The 17,473-nt window shown below is 68.9% G+C and carries 16 protein-coding genes; 4 read left to right on the top strand and 12 right to left on the bottom strand.

Annotated features, from left to right (window positions below; translation table 11 throughout):
- Positions 1-70: 70 nt before the first annotated feature.
- Together dnaE and ACG00X_RS09470 are read left to right on the top strand one after the other, a co-directional pair.
- Positions 71-3,619, top strand: a complete 3,549-nt coding sequence (gene dnaE, locus ACG00X_RS09465; protein WP_394487882.1) for a DNA polymerase III subunit alpha — start codon at positions 71-73, stop codon at positions 3,617-3,619.
- Positions 3,620-3,647: 28 nt separating this feature from the next.
- Entirely contained in the window at positions 3,648-4,937 is a 1,290-nt protein-coding gene (locus ACG00X_RS09470) for a patatin-like phospholipase family protein (protein ID WP_394487883.1), read from the top strand.
- A gap of 36 nt (positions 4,938-4,973) precedes the next feature.
- On the opposite strand, the gene ACG00X_RS09475 is transcribed toward ACG00X_RS09470, so the two are convergent.
- Both ACG00X_RS09475 and msbA read right to left on the bottom strand, forming a co-directional pair.
- Complete coding sequence (locus ACG00X_RS09475; protein ID WP_394487884.1) at positions 4,974-5,255, bottom strand: ComEA family DNA-binding protein; 282 nt, start codon at positions 5,253-5,255, stop codon at positions 4,974-4,976.
- A complete protein-coding gene (gene msbA / locus ACG00X_RS09480; protein WP_394487886.1) occupies positions 5,255-7,009 on the bottom strand; it encodes a lipid A export permease/ATP-binding protein MsbA in 1,755 nt (584 codons plus the stop codon). Before msbA ends, ACG00X_RS09475 begins: the two co-directional genes overlap by 1 nt.
- 266 nt (positions 7,010-7,275) lie before the next feature.
- Here msbA and ACG00X_RS09485 point away from each other — a divergent pair, with 266 nt between their 5' ends.
- Both ACG00X_RS09485 and ACG00X_RS09490 read left to right on the top strand, forming a co-directional pair.
- On the top strand, positions 7,276-8,322 hold the full coding sequence (locus ACG00X_RS09485) for a glycosyltransferase (protein ID WP_394487887.1): 1,047 nt from the start codon (positions 7,276-7,278) through the stop codon (positions 8,320-8,322).
- 59 nt (positions 8,323-8,381) lie between these two features.
- A complete protein-coding gene (locus ACG00X_RS09490) occupies positions 8,382-9,386 on the top strand; it encodes a glycosyltransferase family 9 protein (RefSeq protein ID WP_394487888.1) in 1,005 nt (334 codons plus the stop codon).
- On the opposite strand, the gene ACG00X_RS09495 is transcribed toward ACG00X_RS09490, so the two are convergent.
- The 10 genes from ACG00X_RS09495 to rpsA all read right to left on the bottom strand — a co-directional run bounded on the left by ACG00X_RS09495 (position 9,367) and on the right by rpsA (position 17,405).
- Positions 9,367-10,194, bottom strand: coding sequence for a DUF5672 family protein (locus ACG00X_RS09495; protein WP_394487889.1), 828 nt, complete (start codon positions 10,192-10,194; stop codon positions 9,367-9,369). The genes ACG00X_RS09490 and ACG00X_RS09495 overlap by 20 nt on opposite strands.
- Positions 10,187-10,732 (bottom strand): D-glycero-beta-D-manno-heptose 1,7-bisphosphate 7-phosphatase, encoded by a 546-nt coding sequence (gene gmhB / locus ACG00X_RS09500; RefSeq protein WP_394487890.1) that lies wholly within the window; start codon positions 10,730-10,732, stop codon positions 10,187-10,189. The genes ACG00X_RS09495 and gmhB overlap by 8 nt, the downstream gene beginning before the upstream one ends.
- Positions 10,732-11,226: an adenylyltransferase/cytidyltransferase family protein gene (locus ACG00X_RS09505; RefSeq protein WP_394487891.1), complete on the bottom strand. Its 495-nt coding sequence runs from the start codon at positions 11,224-11,226 to the stop codon at positions 10,732-10,734. The genes gmhB and ACG00X_RS09505 overlap by 1 nt, the downstream gene beginning before the upstream one ends.
- Entirely contained in the window at positions 11,223-12,158 is a 936-nt protein-coding gene (gene rfaE1 / locus ACG00X_RS09510) for a D-glycero-beta-D-manno-heptose-7-phosphate kinase (protein ID WP_394487892.1), read from the bottom strand. The genes ACG00X_RS09505 and rfaE1 overlap by 4 nt, the downstream gene beginning before the upstream one ends.
- A 73-nt stretch (positions 12,159-12,231) precedes the next feature.
- Entirely contained in the window at positions 12,232-12,804 is a 573-nt protein-coding gene (locus ACG00X_RS09515; RefSeq protein ID WP_394487893.1) for a D-sedoheptulose-7-phosphate isomerase, read from the bottom strand.
- Positions 12,805-12,838: 34 nt separating this feature from the next.
- Entirely contained in the window at positions 12,839-13,552 is a 714-nt protein-coding gene (locus ACG00X_RS09520; RefSeq protein ID WP_394487894.1) for a glycosyltransferase, read from the bottom strand.
- A 14-nt stretch (positions 13,553-13,566) separates the two neighbouring features.
- The gene (gene lapB, locus ACG00X_RS09525) at positions 13,567-14,709 is read right to left on the bottom strand and encodes a lipopolysaccharide assembly protein LapB (RefSeq protein ID WP_394487895.1); all 1,143 of its coding nucleotides are present in this window, start codon (positions 14,707-14,709) and stop codon (positions 13,567-13,569) included.
- Positions 14,699-14,998: a LapA family protein gene (locus tag ACG00X_RS09530; RefSeq protein ID WP_394487896.1), complete on the bottom strand. Its 300-nt coding sequence runs from the start codon at positions 14,996-14,998 to the stop codon at positions 14,699-14,701. The genes lapB and ACG00X_RS09530 overlap by 11 nt, the downstream gene beginning before the upstream one ends.
- A gap of 156 nt (positions 14,999-15,154) precedes the next feature.
- Positions 15,155-15,448, bottom strand: coding sequence for an integration host factor subunit beta (locus tag ACG00X_RS09535; protein ID WP_394487897.1), 294 nt, complete (start codon positions 15,446-15,448; stop codon positions 15,155-15,157).
- A gap of 244 nt (positions 15,449-15,692) precedes the next feature.
- Positions 15,693-17,405, bottom strand: coding sequence for a 30S ribosomal protein S1 (gene rpsA / locus ACG00X_RS09540; protein WP_394487898.1), 1,713 nt, complete (start codon positions 17,403-17,405; stop codon positions 15,693-15,695).
- Positions 17,406-17,473: the final 68 nt, after the last annotated feature.

Here is a 17,473-nt window from a genome sequence, read left to right on the forward strand (position 1 = left end):
GCCCATGGTTGATATCGCGGATAGGCACGCGTTGCGCCGGGGCGGTGGAGGGGCTTTCTACAATGCCGCGATGCCCGAGACTGTTTCCCCCGACCTGCCTTTCGTTCACCTGCGCATGCACACCGAGTTCTCGGTCGTGGACGGCACGCTTCGCACCGACGATGCGGCCTCAGCGGCGGCCAAGGACGGGCAGGTGGCGGCCGCGGTCACCGACCTGGCCAATCTGTTCGGCGGCATCAAGTTCTACTCGGCCTGCCGCAAGAAGGGCGTGCAACCCATCCTCGGCGCGGACTGCTGGCTGGAGCCCGACGCGACCGACAAGCCGCCCACGCGGCTGCTGTTGCTGGTGCAGAACAAGCAGGGCTACCTGAACATCAGCGAGCTGCTGTCACGCGCGTGGATTCAGAACGTGCAGCGCAACCAGGCCTGCGTCACGTGGGCCTGGCTGCAGGAGCTGGGTGAAGGGCTGATCTGCCTGAGCGGCGCTCAGCATGGCGGCCTGGGCCAGGCGCTGCTGCAGGGCGACAAGGTGCGTGCCCGCGAGTGGGCGAACAAGCTCAGCAGCATCTTCCCGAACCGCTTCTACATCGAGCTGCAGCGCGCCGGCCTGCCCGGCCAGGAAGCGCTGGTGCAGGCCAGCGTGCCGTTCGCCGCCGAGCTGGGCCTGCCGGTCGTCGCGACCCACCCCATCCAGTTCCTCGCCGAGGAAGACTTCGAGGCGCACGAGGCGCGCGTGTGCGTGGCCGAGGGCGAGACGCTGGCCAACCCCAAGCGCATCAAGCGCTTCCTGCCCAGCCAGTACTTCAAGACGCAGGCGCAGATGCGCGAGCTGTTCAAGGACATCCCCAGCGCCATCCGCAACACGACGGAGATCGCGCGGCGCTGCTCGCTGACGCTGGTGCTGGGCAAGCCGCAGCTGCCCAACTTCCCGACGCCGTTGATGGAAGACGGCCAGCCCATGCCGATGGCGCAGTACTTCCGCGAGCTCAGCCACGACGGCCTGAAGGACCGGCTGATCCACCTCTTCCCCGTTGATGCCGAGCGCGAGAAGGAGCGGCCGCGCTATGTGGAGCGCCTGGACTTCGAGCTGGACACCATCATCAAGATGGGCTTCCCCGGCTACTTCCTCATCGTGTCGGACTTCATCCGCTGGGCCAAGGAAAACGGCTGCCCTGTGGGCCCGGGCCGGGGCTCGGGCGCCGGCTCGCTGGTCGCGTACGCGCTGCTCATCACGGACCTGGACCCGCTCAAGTACAACCTGCTGTTCGAGCGTTTCCTGAACCCGGAGCGGGTCTCGATGCCCGACTTCGACATCGACTTCTGCCAGGGCAACCGCGACCGCGTCATCGACTACGTGAAGGACAAGTACGGCCGCCCGGCGGTCAGCCAGATCGCGACGTTCGGCACCATGGCCGCCAAGGGCGCGCTGCGCGACATCGGCCGCGTGCTGGGCATGGGCTTCGGCCATGTGGACAGCGTCGCCAAGCTCATTCCGGCGCCGCCCGGCAAGACGGTCACGCTGGCCAAGCTGCCGCCCAACTTCGACCCCGACAAGGCCAAGATGGTCTACGCGCGGCACGAGTCGCCGGAGATCGAGGAGCGCGAGAAGTCCGACGAAGAGGTGGCGGGCCTGCTGGAGATGGCCGCGCGCGTGGAAGGCACCGTGCGCTCCATCGGCATGCACGCCGGTGGCGTGCTGATCGCGCCCGGCAAGATCACCGACTTCTGCCCGCAATACCAGCAGCCGGGGTCGACCAGCGCGGTCAGCCAGTACGACAAGGACGACGTGGAGGCCATCGGCCTCGTGAAGTTCGACTTTCTGGGCCTGGCCACGCTGACCATCCTGGAGCTGGCCAAGAACTTCATCGTCGCCCGCCACCCGGACCGCAAGGATTTCGACTGGGCCAACGTCGCGCTGGACGACCGCAAGACCTTCAAGCTGTTCGGCGACGGGCTGTCGGAAAGCGTGTTCCAGTTCGAATCTCCGGGCATGCAGCGCCTGCTGAAGGACGCCAAGCCCTCGCGCTTCGAGGACTTGATCGCGCTGGTGTCGCTGTACCGGCCGGGCCCGATGGACCTGATCCCGTCGTTCGTCGCGCGCAAGCACGGCAAGGAGGTCATCGAGTACCCGCACCCGCTGCTGGAGCAGGTGTTGGCCGAGACCTACGGCGTGTTCGTCTACCAGGAGCAGGTGATGCAGAGCGCCCAGGTGCTGGGCGGTTACTCGCTGGGCGGCGCCGACATGCTGCGCCGCGCGATGGGCAAGAAGAAGGCCGAGGAAATGGCCATGCACCGCGAGATCTTCCGCAAGGGGGCCGCGGCCAAGGACATCGACCAGGCCCAGGCCGACGAGGTGTTCGACCTGATGGAGAAGTTCGCGGGCTACGGCTTCAACAAGTCGCACGCCGCGGCCTACGCGCTGCTGAGCTATCACACGGCCTGGCTGAAGGCGCACTACACGGCCGAGTTCTACGCCGCGAACATGACCATCGAAATGGACGACACCGACAAGCTCAAGGTGTTGCTCAACGATGCCAAGATCTTCGGCATCGAGTTCCAGTCGCCCTGCGTGAACAAGGGCCAGTACCGTTTCGAGCCGCTGACGAGCCGCCTCGTGAACTACGGGCTGGGCGCCGTCAAGGGCACGGGCCGTGGCGCCATCGAGGCCATCATCGCGGCGCGCGAGGCCGGCGGCCCGTTCCTGAGCTTCTACGACTTCTGCCTGCGCGTGGACCGCAAGGCCGTCAACAAGCGCGTCGTCGAGGCGCTCATCAAGGCCGGCGCCTTCGACAGCATCAACCCCGAGCGCTCCAAGCTGCTGGCCAGCGTTGCGCGCGGCTACACGCACGCCGAGACGACTGAGGCCAACGCCGATCAGGGTGGGCTGTTCGATTTCGGTGACTCTCATGCATCGTCCACCGCCGAGCCCGAGCTGGTGCATGCCGAGCCGTGGAGCATCAAGGAACGGTTGTCGCTGGAGAAGACGGCCATCGGCTTCTACTTGTCGGGCCACCTGTTCGACCAGAGCGGCGCCGAGGTGCGCCGCATCGTCAAGCGCCAGATCGCGGACCTGCAGGACAGCCGCGAGCCCACCATCGTGGCCGGCATCGTCAGCGGCATGCGCATCATCAACGGCCAGCGTGGCCGCGTCGGCATCTTCAAGCTCGACGACAAGAGCGACGCCATCGAGGCCGTGGCCAACGAGGAGCTGCTCAACGCCAACAAGGAACTGCTGGCCGAGGACGAGCTCATCATCGCCCAGGGCAAGGTGCAGAACGACCGCTTCTCCGGCGGCCTGCGGATGAACGTGCAGGCGGTGTGGAGCCTGGCCGCAGCGCGGGCGCGCTTTGGCCGCCACCTGCTGCTGGCCAACGCCGGTGCGGCAGGCCTCGTGCATGAGCTGGTGCAGCGCTTCCCGCCGCGCGAGGTGGAGACCGAGGAGGGCGGCACGCGCAAGCAAGGCCTGCCCGTGCGCGTGAGCATGCGGGCCGAGCCCGAGGGCGGGCAGGTCGGGGCGCGCTGGCTGGTGGAGCTGGGCGAGGCCAGCCGGTTCTGGCCCGCCGACGAAGCACTCGCGAAATTGGGGGCGGCGGCCGAGGTCATTTACGAGGCTGGCTGACGGCCCGCATCGGCGATGATTTCGACCGATGCTGCATGCCGCGCCCAAGCCCGACGCCGGGCCTGTTCGTTCCCAGCCGGTCACCGGGCTCATCCTGACCGGCGGCGGCGCGCGTGCGGCCTACCAGGTGGGCGTGCTGGCAGCGCTGGCCCAGCTGCGGCGTGACGCCGGCGCCACCCAGGGCAACCCGTTTCCCGTCATCAGCGGCACGTCGGCCGGCGCCATCAACGCGACCACGCTGGCCTGCCATGCCGACGATTTCGACGGCGCCGTCGACGGCCTCGTGCACCTGTGGCAGGGACTGCACGTGGAGAGCATCTATCGGGCCGATGCCTTCGAGGCGGTGAGGAGCGGTGCGCGCTGGGTGTCGATGCTGAGCCTGGGCTGGGCGCTCGCGCGCTGGACGCGCAGCCGCCCGCGCAGCCTGCTCGACAACACGCCGCTGCGGCAGCTGCTGGCACGCTACCTGGACATGGCGCGCATCGAGCGCATGCTGCAGGACGGCCACCTGCGCGCGATGGCGCTGACGGGCTCGAGCTACACCTCCGGCCAGCACGTCACCTTTTTCCAGACGCACCACCACGTGGTGCCGTGGCTGCGCGAGCAGCGCCTGGCTGTGCAGACACAGCTGAACCTGAGCCATCTGATGGCGTCCTCGGCCATTCCCTTCATCTTCCCGGCCGAGCCAGTGGAGCTGGAGGGCATGCCCGAATGGTTCGGTGACGGCTCGATGCGCCAGAGCGCGCCGATCTCGCCGGCCGTGCACCTGGGGGCCGAGCGCGTGCTGGTCATCGGCGCGGGCCGCATGAAGGAGCCCGAGGGGCGGCGCGGCAAGGCGACCGACGAGCACCCGAGCATGGCCCAGATCGCCGGCCATGCGCTGTCCAACATCTTCCTGGACGCGCTGGCGGTGGACGTCGAGCGGCTGCGGCGCATCAACCGCACGCTGGCGCTGATGCCGCACGAGATGCGCGTGGCCACGGCGCTGCGGCCCATCGAACTGCTGGTCATCGCGCCCAGCCGCCGCCTGGACGACCTGGCCGGCGAGCACCAGGCCAGCCTGCCCAAGTCCGTGCGCGCACTGCTGCGCGCGTTCGGCGTGAGCGGCGAGGGCAAGACGACCAGCGGCTCGGCGCTGGTGAGCTATCTGCTGTTCGAACCCAGCTTCATCAACGAGCTGATCAACCTGGGCATGAGCGACACGCTGGCGCGGCGCGCCGAGGTGCAGCGCTTTTTCGGCTGGCCCACGCGGGCCCCGCAGATGGACCCGGCGTCGCTGCGGCGCAGCCGCTCCGCGGGGTTCGCGGCCGGCGTTTGACTCGATGTTGGACGCAGTGTCCGACCCGTTGTTGGCTCAGTCGTCGAACGCCTGGCCGCCCACGCGCAGGCCCGCCGCGGACAGCTTGCGCGCGCTGGCGGCGCGGATGCCCGGCACGCGTTTCATCAGGTCGGCCCAGCCGGTGAACGGCCGGGCCGCCAGCAGCCGCTGCACGAGCGCCGGGCCCAGCCCCGGCAGCGATTCGAGTTGCGCGCGCGTGGCGCTGTTGGCGTCGACCTCGGCGGGCTGCGCGGTGGCCGGGAGGGCAGGCAAGACCGGCAACGCGGCCCACGCCCACAGCCAGGCCCGCCGTTTCATCAGGGTTCCCCGGCCTGGGCGCGCACCATGGCGGCATAGGCGCCGTCGCGGGCCAGCAGCTCGGCGTGCGTGCCGGTCTCGACCAGCTTGCCCGCGCCCAGCACGTGGATGGCGTCGGCGCTGCGGATGGTGGACAGGCGGTGGGCGATGACGATCAGCGTCTTGCGGCCCGACCATGCATCCAGCGCCTGTTGCACGGCGCGCTCGCTTTCGGTGTCCAGCGCCGAAGTGGCCTCGTCGAAGATCCAGATCGGCGCGTCCTTGTAGAGCGCCCGCGCAATGGCCAGCCGCTGGCGCTGGCCGCCCGACAGCTTGCTGCCGTTGGCGCCGACGACCGTGTTCAGCCCCTCGGGCAGCGTCTGCACGAAGTCCCACAGATGGGCGGCGCGCAGCGCGGCTTCGAGCTTGGCCTCGTCGCGCGGCTGGGCGTAGGCGATGTTGGCGGCGATGGTGTCGTCGAACAGCACGATGTCTTGCGACACGACCGCGAACTGGCGGCGCAGGCTGGCGCGGGTCAGCGCCTCGATGTCGTCGCCGTCCAGCGTGATGCGGCCCGCCTCGGGCTGGTCGAAGCCCAGCAGCAGGTGGACGATGGAGCTCTTGCCGGCGCCCGACGCGCCGACCAGCGCAGACGTCTTGCCCGCTGGGAAGCGCAGGCTCAGGCCATCCAGCGCCGGCGTGCTGGCGCCCGGATAGGTGAGGCGCACGTCCTCCAGCGCGATCTCGCCGCGGGCCGGGGCGGTCAGTTCCTGGCGGCCGCTGTCGACTTCCTTGGGGGCGTCCATCAGCGCGAAGCAGCCACGGGCGATGACCATGGCGCGCGTGAAAGGCGCGGCCAGGTCCGACAGATGGCGCAGCCGTGAGGTGAGCAGCAGCAGCGCCGCGACGAACTCGGCGAAGTCGCCCACGCCGGTGCCCGCATGGCGGGCCTGCCACAGCGCGATGCAAATGATGGCCGACAGGCCCACCGACGCCACCAGCTGCGACATCGGCTGGCCCAGCGCGCCGGCCGTGACCGTCTTCAGGTTGGCGCGGCGTACCTCCTGCGACACGGCGGTGAAGCGCGCCAGCTCATGCGGCACGGCGCCGAACTGGCGCACGACCCGCCACGCACGGGTGATGTCGTCCACGCGGTTCACCAGCGCGAGCTGCGTGTCGTAGGAGCGCGAGGCCATCTGCCGCACGCGCTGGTTGACCTTCTTCATGACCAGCGCCATCACCGGCGTGACCACCAGGCTCAGCAGCGTGAGCTGCCAGTTCACGTAGAACAGGTAGATCAGCATCGCGATGGCGGGCAGGCCGTCGCGCAGCAGGTTGATGCCCACGCCGCCGGTCAGCTCCAGGATCTGCTGCGGGTCGTTGACGACCTTGCTGACCGCCGTGCCGGGCTGCATGCGCGTGTAGACCTGGGCGTCCAGCCGCAGCAGCGCGTTCACGAGCGCGGCCCGGAAGTCCATCACGCAGCGGGTGACGGTCCAGTTGAAGAGGTACTGGCCCGCGAAGCCGAACAGGCCGCGGATGAAATACAGGCCGATGAGGACCACCGGCACCATCCACAGCTCGAAGGCGTTGTTCGCGAAGCCTTCGCCGAAAGCGTATTTGATGAGCTTGGGGATGGCCGGCTCCGTGGCGGCCAGGCCGATGTAGGCCAGCACCGTCAGCACGGCGCCCCAGCGGTGCGGGTAGACGAACTGGCCGAGGCGCCGGGCGGGGGAGTCGGAGGGCTGCGAGGTGTCGGGGGTGTCGGTGGACATGAGGCGGGATTGTCGTCGGTGTTCGCGCGCGGCCCCGTTCACGAAACATTGCCTGCGGACGGGGCTGGCGGGCCAGGCAGCGGATGGGCGCACTCGAGGCCTTGACGGCGGGCGACACGGGCGTGGTTGTCTCTCGGGAGGGGCGGTTTGTCCGGCCCCGGCGTCAAGCTCACTACACTCCATCCCCCATGCTGTATGACACCCCGCCAGGAGCGCGTCCCAAGGTCGTTCACTTCGTCACCGGTGGCTTCTCCGGTGCCACGCAGGTGGCCATCGACCTGTGCCTGTCCGCGCTGCGCGACAGCGCCTACGAGCCGATCCTCGTGCTGCGGCGCAAGTCGCGGACGTCGCAGGCCCGTATCAATGCGCTTCGCGAGCGTGGGCTCACGGTCTTGGTGGTGTCGAGCGCCTGGTTGCACCTGCCCATCGTTGCCGAACTCGCCCGCCTGCTGCGCGAACTGCAACCGGCGGCATTGCTGGCGCACGGCTTCCCGGAACATCTAATCGGCCGTCGCGCCGGCCTGCGGGCCGGGGTGCCTGTGATGATCCAGGTCGAGCACAACTCGCGTGAACGTTACTCGCCCTGGAGTCTTTGGCTGAGCCGGCGGCTTGCGAAAGTGAGCACCGCGCTGGTCGGCGTCAGCGAGGGCGTGCGCCAGGGACTGATCGCACAAGGCTTGCCACCCGAGAAGACCATTGCGATTCCCAACGGCATCGACCTCTCGCGGTTTACCGCCCCCGGGGGCGAGCGCGAAGCCGGCGTGGTCATGGCGGCGCGGTTTGCGCGCCAGAAGGACCACGCCACGCTGATCGCGGCACTCGCCCTGCTGCGGGCACGCGGGGTGACGCCGCCGGTGCAACTGGCAGGCACCGGGCCGCTGATGCCCCGCATGCAGGCCCGGGCCGCGCGCGGCGGTCTGCAGGCCCAGGTGCGGTTCCTGGGGCATCACAACGACATGCCGGGGCTGCTGCGCTCGCAGCGCATCTTCGTGCTGGCCACGCATTTCGAGGGCATGCCGTTGGCGCTAGTCGAGGCCATGGCCTCGGGCTGCGCCTGTATCGCATCCGATGTCATCGGCGTGCGCGGTGTGATTGACCACGAGCGCACCGGGCTGCTGGTGCCGGAGGGCGACGCCGATGCGCTGGCGGCGGCGATCGAGCGGCTGCTGCTGGACCCGGCGCTGGCCGATCGACTCGGTGCCAGTGCCCGGGAGCGCGCGCTGGCTGAACATGGTCAGGCCTTGATGCGCCAGCGCTACGATGCGCTGCTGGCGCAGGCCATCTCAGCAGACCGACGACCTTCTTCCGCATGAATCACTTTGGCGCCACCCCGGCGAGCCGCGGGGCGGCTGATACAAGGCCTCTGACGGCGGTGCAGCTGCAACTCAACGGTATGGGCGACCTCGTCTGGCATGCGGAGTATTTCCGCTGCGTGGCCGAGCAGAGCCGCGACGGCCAGGTCAGCGTGATTGCCGCGCCCACGACCATGGCGCGTGAGCTGATCGGCCACGAGCCTTGGGTGCGCGAGGTCATCGATTTCGACCGGCGCCCACGCCGCAGCGAGCGCCGCAAGGGCCGCCACAGTGGCTGGGGCGGGGTGCTGCGGTTCGGTGCCGAGCTGGCGCCCAAGCATTTCGATCGCATGGTGCTGTTTTCCGACCACCCGGGGCGCGCGATCGTCGCCTGCTGGCGTGCCGGCATCCGCACCATCCTCGGCTTCGGTGACACCTGGCTGCAGCGCCAGCTGCTGACGCCGTCGCCCTGGATCCGGCGCTACCGCGGGCCGGCCGTTGCCGGCTATCGGGACGCCACGGCGTTTTCCATCGCGCAGGGCTTCTGTCAGGCGCCCATCGTGCCGCGCCTGAACGTGCGGCCCGATGCACTGGCGCGCATGACGCAGCGGCTCGCGCCGCTTCAGGGGCCGCTGCACGCGTTGGCCATCGGCGCCTCGTTGCCCTACAAGCAGTGGGGCGAGGACAACTTCGTGGATCTGGCCAACCGGCTGGCTGCGCGCGGCCACGGTGTGCTGCTGCTCGGCGGGCCGGCCGAAGGGGCGATGGCCCAGGCCATCCGCGCCCGCGTCGAGCCAGCCCAGCGTGACCGCGTGATCGCCATGACCGGCATCAGCGTGGCCGAGAGCGTGGCCGCGCTGTCGCTGGTGCAGAGCTGCAGTGGCAATGACACCGGTGCCGTGCAGTTCGCGGCGGCCGTGGGCACCCATGCTTTCGTCGTGCTGGGCCCGCGCCCGCCGCTGGAGCATGACCCCGAGCATGTGCACCTGCTGCAGGCGCCGCAGCTGTCAGACATCAGCGCCGCCGATGTCGAGGCGCGCATGCTGGCGGTGCTTGGCGAGGGCCTTAGCGGGACTTGCGGTTGAGGGCGCTCCGCAGGCCGTAGCGCAGCGCGGTCCACAGCGTGTCGATGCGCAGGCGCAGCGGCCCGGCCAGGCGGCGCGTTACGAGTTCCCGCGCGACGGCCCGGCGCCCGAGCATCAGCGACTGCTTCAGCAGCACGCGGCCTTCGGTGGAGTGCACGATGTCGTCCGGCGCGGCGCGCAGGAAGGCCAGCAGCCCGGCTTCGTCATAGGCTTCGTTGAAATTGCCGAAGCGATGGAAGCCCAGGGGCCGGTACTCGTAGCCGTCGGTCTCGGCCGAGAACTCACGCGCGACGGACAGCGGCGCGAAGCGCATGCCTTGCGCCTCCAGCGCCGGGCGGTTCCACAGGCAGATGAACGAGTCCTCGGGGTGGCATTGCGGCTGCGGCAGCTTCGACACCGCCTGGTGCAGCCGGACCGAGCGCAGCGAGAAGCCGCCATTGCCGACGGCGTAGTCCCGATGCGGCCATGGCGCGCCGATGTAGTCCCAGGCGAGGAAGCCGTCGTCCCATTTTTCGGGATGGATGACAAAGCCGTCCCACTGCACCACCAGGAAATGCGGCACGCGGATGTGCTGGTGGAAGTCGCCCAGCATGAACGCCGAGTATTCCTCCGCCGAACGGATGGGTTCGCAGCGCACGAGGGTCACGCCGTCCACGGCCCAGTCCTGGTCGGTGAACAGCAGGATCTCGTCGAACTGGAAGTTCGCCGTGCAGCGTCGGATGGCGCTCATCGCCAGGCCCAGGTGCCGTGTTTCCAGGCAGACGAGGGCGACGCGGCCGCGCAGGTCGTGGATCAGGGGGTCAGGCATGGAGCAGGGCGTCGACGGCGTCGGCCAGGCTGGTGAATTCGGGGTTCCGGCCCTTGGCCGCCGCAGGGTTGGCGTCCGTGGCGAGCAGCACGGCGCGGCCCACGCCGGCCCGCTCGGCGGCTTCGATGTCGGAGGTCTTGTCGCCGAACATCAGCGAGGCGGCGAGATCGATGCCCAGCGCCTGGGCGCTGCGCAGGATCATGCCCGGCGCCGGCTTGCGGCAGTCGCAGTCGATGGCGTAGCGCGCCACGGTTCCATCGGGCAGGTGAGGGCAGTACTCGATGGCCGCCAGCGTGATGCCTTGCGAGGCCAGGTGGTGGCGCAGCGCGTCGTGCAGCGCTTGCAGCGCGGCCTCGTCGTAGTAGCCGCGTGCGATGCCCGACTGGTTGGTCACGATGACGAGCGCGTAGCCCGCCGCCTGCAGGCGCCGCAGCGCGTCGACGGACCCGGGGACGAACTCGAAATCTTCCCAGCGGTACAGGTAGCCGTGGTCGAGGTTGATGACGCCGTCGCGGTCGAGAAAGGCTGCGGGGCGCATCAGGTCTGTGCTCGGATGCGGTTGACGAGGGCCGTCGTGGAGTAGCCGTCGACGAAGGGAATCGCCAGCGCGTCGCCGCCCCACGACCTGACGAGGCGGGTCTCCTCCAGCGCCTCCATGTCGTAGTCGCCGCCCTTCACGTAGAGCTGCGGCTTGACGCGCTTGAGCAGTTCGCAGGGCGTGCGTTCGTCGAAGAACAGCAGCGCGTCGACCGACGCGAGGCCTGCCAGCACGAGGGCACGGTCGACGTCGCGGTTCAGCGGCCGGTCCGGGCCCTTGCCGAGCATGCGCGCCGACGCGTCGGAGTTGACCGCGACGACGAGGCTGGCGCCCTTGGCGCGTGCCGCGTGCAGATAGGCGACGTGACCACGGTGCAGCACGTCGAACACACCGTTGGTGAACACCATCGGGCGGCCCAGCGAGGCCAGGCGGTCGGTCAACGCGGCGTCGTCAAGCGCGGCCGCGTCGATGAGCTTGTCTTCCAGCGCACTCATGCGGCCAGTTCCTCGTAGCTGACGGTGGCCGTGCCGAACTTGCCGACGACGATGCCGCCGGCCTTGTTGGCCAGGCGCATCGCGTCGGGCAGCGGGGTGCCGGCGGCCAGCAGCGCGGCCAGCGTGGCGATGACGGTGTCGCCGGCGCCGGTCACGTCGAACACCTCGCGCGCGCGGGCGGGCTCATGGGTGACGCCGGCCGCGTCGAACAGCGTCATGCCTTCCTCGGAGCGCGTCAGCAGCACGGCGCCGACGCCGATGTCGGCGCGCAGCCGGTCGACCTTGGCCAGCAGGTCCTGCTCGCCTTTCCACGTGCCGGTCACCTGCGCCAGCTCGCCGCGGTTGGGCGTGATGATGCTGGCGCCGGCATAGCGGCGGTAGTCGCTGCCCTTGGGGTCGATGAGCACGGGCTTGGCCGCGGCACGGGCCAGTTCGATCATGCGCGGGATGTGGGTCAGGCCGCCCTTGCCGTAGTCGGAGAACAGCACGACGTCGTGACTGGGCAGTTGCTCCTCGAAGGCGTCGAGCATCTGGCCCAGCACCTCGTGATCGGGCTCGTTCTCGAAGTCGATGCGGATGAGCTGCTGGGCGCGGCCGATGACGCGCAGCTTGACGATGGTGTGCAGCTGCTTGTCGTCACGCAGCACGGTGGCGATGTCGCGCTCGTGCAGCAGCCGGCGCAACTGCTGCGCGGGCTCGTCCTGGCCGACGACGGTCAGCAGCGTGGCCTGCGTGCCGAGCGTGCGCACATTGAGCGCGACGTTGGCGGCGCCGCCCAGGCGCAGTTCCTCGCGCTCCACGCGCACGACGGGCACCGGCGCCTCGGGCGAGATGCGCTCGACGGCGCCGTGCCAGTAACGGTCCAGCATGACGTCGCCGACGACCAGCACGCGGCAGGCGGCGAGCTGTTCCTGGCTGGGCAACTTGCTCATTGTTGCCCCCTTTGGCCTGCGGCCTGTCCCCCCGAAGGGGAGCGAGCTTGCTTGGGGCGGCCCGGCGCGGCGCTCATTGCCCCAGCCCCATCTCGGCCTCGATCAGGCCGCACAGCGTGTGGCCGATCAGCAGGTGGGCTTCCTGGATGCGCGCGGTGACCCCGTGCGGCACGACGATGCTGGCGTCGCACAGCGCGCCCAGCTTGCCGCCGTCGCGGCCCAGCAGGCCCAGCGTGTAGATGCCCATGGCCTTGGCGGCTTCAACGGCGCGCAAGACGTTGCCGGAGTTGCCCGACGTCGAGATGCCGATCAGCGCGTCACCCGCGCGGCCCAGGCCTTGCACCTGGCGCGTGAACACGTCGTCGAAGCTGTAGTCGTTGCCGATGCAGGTCAGCGCCGAGCTGTCGGTCGTCAGCGCCAGGCCGGCGAGCGGGCGGCGGTCCTTGATGAAGCGGCCGGTCAGCTCGGAGGCCAGGTGCTGGCTGTCGGCGGCCGAGCCGCCATTGCCGCAGAACATGATCTTGCCGCCAGCGCTCAGCACGGCGGCCAGGCGCTGGCCGGCCTTTTGCACCTGCGGGTCGAGGGCGCCGAGAACCTGCATCAGTTGCAGGTGTTCGTCGAGATTGCGGAGAAACAGGGATGTCATCGATGCCAAGCCTCGGCAGTCGTTGAGGGTGCGATCACTCGCGCCAATGGTCGGCGATCCAGCGCGCGGGGCGGGCATGGCGCCAGTTGCCGTTGCTGCGGCCGGCCAGCGCGTCGGGCGGGTTCATGACGCCGTGGAAGATCAGGATGCGCGCGCCGCCTGGGACGAAGGGGTCGCGCCAGTAGCTGCTGGGCCAGGCCGGGATGCAGTGGTATTTGTAGCTGGCGCACCAGGCGGCGTCCCAGTAGCGCAGCAAGCCGCGCCGGTGCAGCACGGCAGACAGAAACGCCTGCTCGTTGCGGAACTCGGCCTTGGCCTTGGCCTGGTCGGCGACGAACTCGGTCAGCACGTCCTGGTGGGCGCCCAGCACCCAGCGGTAGACCGACGAGTTGCCGGTGATGCGCCAGGGGCGCTTCCAGTCGTGGATGATGAGGAAGTCGCCCGGCACCTCGAAGAACGGCGTGATGTCGTCGACGATGACGACGTCCAGGTCCAGGAAGAGCGCCGTGCCGCTCAGGCCGTACTCGTTGACGAGCACCGGGCTGAAGGTGGTGAGCTTCTTCCAGCCGCGCTCGGGTTCGCCGTTGGGCAGCGTCATCTCGGGGATGGGGAAGCACGTCACCTCGGCGCGGACGCCCTCGGTGCGGTCCGTCAGGCAGACGAACTGGAACTCGCCCTTCAGGTGGCGGCGCACCATCGCGTAGAGGCGATTGACGTACTCGGGGCCGTACTTGGTGCCCCACTTCATGCAGACGATCGTTCTCACAGCTCTTCCACGTGGCGTGGCGGGTAGGTGTCCCAGTTCAGGCAACCAGGGCACTGCCAGAAATAGTGGGCGGCCTCGAAGCCGCAGGCCGCGCAGCGATAGCGCAGCAGCGGCTTGGTGGCTTTTTCGAGCGTCTGGACCAGCGGCGTGGCCTCGTCAGGCGGCAGCGCGTCCGCGTTGAGCTTGAGCAATTCAGTGGCGGCGGACAGCGCCGGCTGTTCGCGCAGGTGGGCCGCGAGCCGTTCGCGCTGCGGCTCGGGCTGCAGCGTGGCCAGCGCGCGCAACAGGTGCATGCTGGGCGCGCGCTGGTATTGCTCCGTCAGCATCGCGATGGCGCGCTCGGGCTGGCCCAGGGCCTTGGCGGCGGCCGCGCAGTCGGCCGCCACGAGGTTGAAAGCCGGTGGATTGGCCGACATCAACTTGGCGAACGTGGCCAGCGCCGCTTCGTGCTGGGCCGCTTTGAGCTGCAATTGCCCCTGGAGCACATAGGCGCGGGCCGCTTCGGGTTCGCGGCGCCGAGCCTGCGCGAGCAGATCCAGCGCGAGATCGGCATGCCCTTGCGCTTGGGCCACCAGCGCCTGCTCGCACAGGTAGTGCGCGATGCGCCCGGAGAACGAGCCGGTGCCGGCCGCTTCCAGCTCGCCCGCCACTTCGGCGGCCTTGGCCCAGTCGCGCGAGCGTTCGTACAGCGACAGCAGCGCCAGCCGCGCCTCCCGCTCGAAGGCGGTGCCGCGCAGTTCCGCATAGGCGGCTTCGGCGCGGTCGAACAGGCCGGCCTTGAAGAAGTCCTGGGCGAGTTCGTGCTGGGCGCGGTCGCGGTCGGCCTTGGGCAGGTCGCCACGGCGCAGCAGGTGCTCGTGCACGCGCACGGCACGCTCGGTCTCGCCACGGCGGCGGAACAGGCTGCCGAGTGCGAAGTGCAGCTCGGAGGTGTCGGGGTCGTTCTGGACGGCTTCGATGAAGGCGTCGATGGCCTTGTCCTGCTGTTCGTTCAACAGCAGGTTCAGGCCTTTGAAATACGCCTTGGGCGATTCACGCTGTTCGAGCTTCCACTGCTTCGAATCGAGTTTGGAGGCCAGCCAGCCGAGCACGAAGACGACGGGCAGGACGAAGAGCAGCCAGCGCGGATCAAACTCCATCTTGGTGGGCGGCGAAAGGCGTTGCAGGGGTGTCGGTCATCGGTGTGGGCAGCGTGTTCATGGGCTCGGCCCGTTGCGCGGCGCGCCGATGCCGCCACCAGGAGGGCACCATCGCCAGCACGCCGAACGCGGCGCCCAGCCCGAAGGCCAGCAGCACGATGATGACCTGGGGCGCGCGCCATTCATGGCCGAAGAACCAGCGCACGACGGCGTCGTGGCTGTTGTTCAGCGCGAAGGCGAACAGCGTGAAGAAGAGCAGGGCCCGCAGGAGCCAGACGATGGTGCGCATGGCGCTGGATTCTGGCTCAGCGGCCGCTTGTTTTTTCGGGAGGAGCGCAGGGCCGCTCCCAAGCCGGCCGGTCCTGGCGATGTGCGTGCGGCTCAAGGCCGACAGCAGCGCCGCCCCTGCGGGGTCGCGGCCAACGTGCGCGTCGGACGACGGCCGTCATTCCACCGGCAGGTGCATGTCGACGGCCTCGCGCAGCGCCTTGCCGGGCTTGAAGTGCGGCGCCAGCTTCTCGGGGATCATGACCTGCTCGCCGCTGCGCGGGTTGCGGCCCACGCGAGGGGGGCGGCGGCTGATGGAGAAACTGCCGAAGCCCCGGATCTCGATGCGGTGGCCGCGCGCCAGTGCGTCGCTCATCGCGTCGAGGATGGTCTTGACCGCGAACTCGGTGTCCCGTTGGGTCAGTTGGCCAAAGCGTTCGGCGAGCACGGTGACGAGGTCGGAGCGGGTCATGGCGGGGCGGGCCTGTAAACGGAACGGGGGTCAGCGCCGGGCGGCGCGTGTCACTCACAAGCCCGCAGCCGGCGCGGCGCGACAGCTGGCGGGCGCGATGGCCGCTTCGCGTCGCCCCTGCGGGCTTGTGACTGACAACGGGGGGGGGCTGAATTGAAACAGGCCCGCTGGCGAGGCCGGCGAGCCTGTGGGGAGCATACCCGGCCCCGGCGCTTGTTGCCGGGGCGGGCGGTCAACCGAGGGCTTAGTTGCCCTGGTTGTCCAGCTTGGCGCGCAGCAGGGCGCCCAGGCTGGTCGTGCCGGCGTTTTCACGCTCGTTCGACTGGCTGATGCGCTGCATGGCTTCCTGCTGGTCGGCGTTGTCCTTGGCCTTGATCGACAGCTGGATGTTGCGGGTCTTGCGGTCGACGTTGACGATGACGGCCGTGACTTCGTCGCCTTCCTTCAGCACGTTGCGGGCGTCTTCCACGCGGTCGCGGGAGATTTCCGAAGCGCGCAGGTAGGCCATCACGCCTTCAGCCAGTTCGACTTCAGCGCCACGCGGGTCGACGGTCTTGACCTTGCCGGTCACCGAAGCGCCACGATCGTTGATGGTCGTGTAGGCGGTGAAGGGGTCGCTGTCCAGCTGCTTGATGCCCAGCGAGATGCGCTCGCGCTCGACGTCCACAGCCAGCACGACGGCTTCGACTTCCTGGCCCTTCTTGAAGTTGCGCACGGCGGTTTCGCCAGTCTCGTCCCACGACAGGTCGGACAGGTGCACCAGGCCGTCGATGCCCTGGGCCAGGCCCACGAACACGCCGAAGTCGGTGATCGACTTGACCGGGCCCTTGACCTTGTCGCCGCGCTTGACGTTCTCGGCGAACTCTTCCCACGGGTTGGCCTTGCACTGCTTCATGCCCAGGCTGATGCGGCGCTTGTCTTCGTCGATCTCCAGGACCATGACTTCGACTTCGTCGCCCAGCGAGACCAGCTTGCTGGGGGCGATGTTCTTGTTGGTCCAGTCCATTTCGGAGACGTGCACCAGGCCTTCGATGCCCGGCTCGATCTCGACGAACGCGCCGTAGTCGGCGATGTTCGTGACCTTGCCGAACAGGCGGGTGCTGGTCGGGTAGCGGCGGGCCACGCCGAACCACGGGTCGTCGCCCAGCTGCTTGATGCCCAGCGAGACGCGGTTCTTCTCGGCGTCGAACTTCAGGACCTTGGCGGTCAGTTCCTGGCCGACCGTCACCACTTCGCTCGGGTGACGGACACGGCGCCAGGCCATGTCGGTGATGTGCAGCAGGCCGTCGATGCCGCCCAGGTCCACGAACGCACCGTATTCGGTGATGTTCTTGACCACGCCGTTGACGATGGCGCCTTCGGACAGCGTCTCGAGCAGCTTGGCGCGCTCTTCACCCATGGAGGCTTCGACCACGGCGCGACGCGACAGCACAACGTTGTTGCGCTTGCGGTCGAGCTTGATGACCTTGAATTCCATGGTCTTGCCCTCGAACGGGCTCATGTCCTTCACCGGGCGGGTGTCCAGCAGCGAGCCGGGCAGGAAGGCGCGGATGCCGTTGACCAGGACGGTCAGGCCGCCCTTGACCTTGCCGGAGACGGTGCCGGTCACGAAGTCGCCAGACTCCAGGGCCGTTTCCAGGCTCAGCCACGAGGCCAGGCGCTTGGCCTTGTCGCGCGACAGGATGGTGTCGCCGTAGCCGTTTTCGATGGCGTCGATGGCGACGGAGACGAAGTCGCCGACCTGGACTTCCAGTTCGCCCTGGTCGTTCTTGAACTCTTCGATGGGCACGTAGGCTTCGGACTTGAGGCCTGCGTTGACGACGACGAAGTTGTGTTCGACACGAACGACTTCGGCCGAGATCACTTCGCCAGCGCGCATGTCGGAGCGCTGCAGCGACTCCTCGAACATGGCGGCAAAGGATTCCATGCCGGAAGCGGCGGTTTGGGTTTGGGACATTTGGTGGACCTTGGATGGCGAAGGGGGAACCCCGACGCGGCGTGCAGGCGAGCTGCGGGTTAAGTTGT

It is taken from the genome of Pelomonas nitida, assembly GCF_043555975.1.
GTDB lineage: Bacteria > Pseudomonadota > Gammaproteobacteria > Burkholderiales > Burkholderiaceae_C > Pelomonas > Pelomonas nitida.

Bases quoted from the DNA above. Each gene is read 5' to 3' on its own strand.
- rpsA (WP_394487898.1), bottom strand. From the start codon at position 17,405: ATGTCCCAAACCCAAACCGCCGCTTCCGGCATGGAATCCTTTGCCGCC.
- ACG00X_RS09535 (WP_394487897.1), bottom strand. From the start codon at position 15,448: ATGACCCGCTCCGACCTCGTCACCGTGCTCGCCGAACGCTTTGGCCAA.
- ACG00X_RS09470 (WP_394487883.1), top strand. From the start codon at position 3,648: ATGCTGCATGCCGCGCCCAAGCCCGACGCCGGGCCTGTTCGTTCCCAG.
- ACG00X_RS09515 (WP_394487893.1), bottom strand. From the start codon at position 12,804: ATGACATCCCTGTTTCTCCGCAATCTCGACGAACACCTGCAACTGATG.
- ACG00X_RS09520 (WP_394487894.1), bottom strand. From the start codon at position 13,552: ATGAAGTGGGGCACCAAGTACGGCCCCGAGTACGTCAATCGCCTCTAC.
- rfaE1 (WP_394487892.1), bottom strand. From the start codon at position 12,158: ATGAGCAAGTTGCCCAGCCAGGAACAGCTCGCCGCCTGCCGCGTGCTG.
- msbA (WP_394487886.1), bottom strand. From the start codon at position 7,009: ATGTCCACCGACACCCCCGACACCTCGCAGCCCTCCGACTCCCCCGCC.
- dnaE (WP_394487882.1), top strand. From the start codon at position 71: ATGCCCGAGACTGTTTCCCCCGACCTGCCTTTCGTTCACCTGCGCATG.
- ACG00X_RS09495 (WP_394487889.1), bottom strand. From the start codon at position 10,194: ATGCCTGACCCCCTGATCCACGACCTGCGCGGCCGCGTCGCCCTCGTC.
- lapB (WP_394487895.1), bottom strand. From the start codon at position 14,709: ATGGAGTTTGATCCGCGCTGGCTGCTCTTCGTCCTGCCCGTCGTCTTC.
- ACG00X_RS09505 (WP_394487891.1), bottom strand. From the start codon at position 11,226: ATGAGTGCGCTGGAAGACAAGCTCATCGACGCGGCCGCGCTTGACGAC.
- gmhB (WP_394487890.1), bottom strand. From the start codon at position 10,732: ATGCGCCCCGCAGCCTTTCTCGACCGCGACGGCGTCATCAACCTCGAC.
- ACG00X_RS09530 (WP_394487896.1), bottom strand. From the start codon at position 14,998: ATGCGCACCATCGTCTGGCTCCTGCGGGCCCTGCTCTTCTTCACGCTG.
- ACG00X_RS09475 (WP_394487884.1), bottom strand. From the start codon at position 5,255: ATGAAACGGCGGGCCTGGCTGTGGGCGTGGGCCGCGTTGCCGGTCTTG.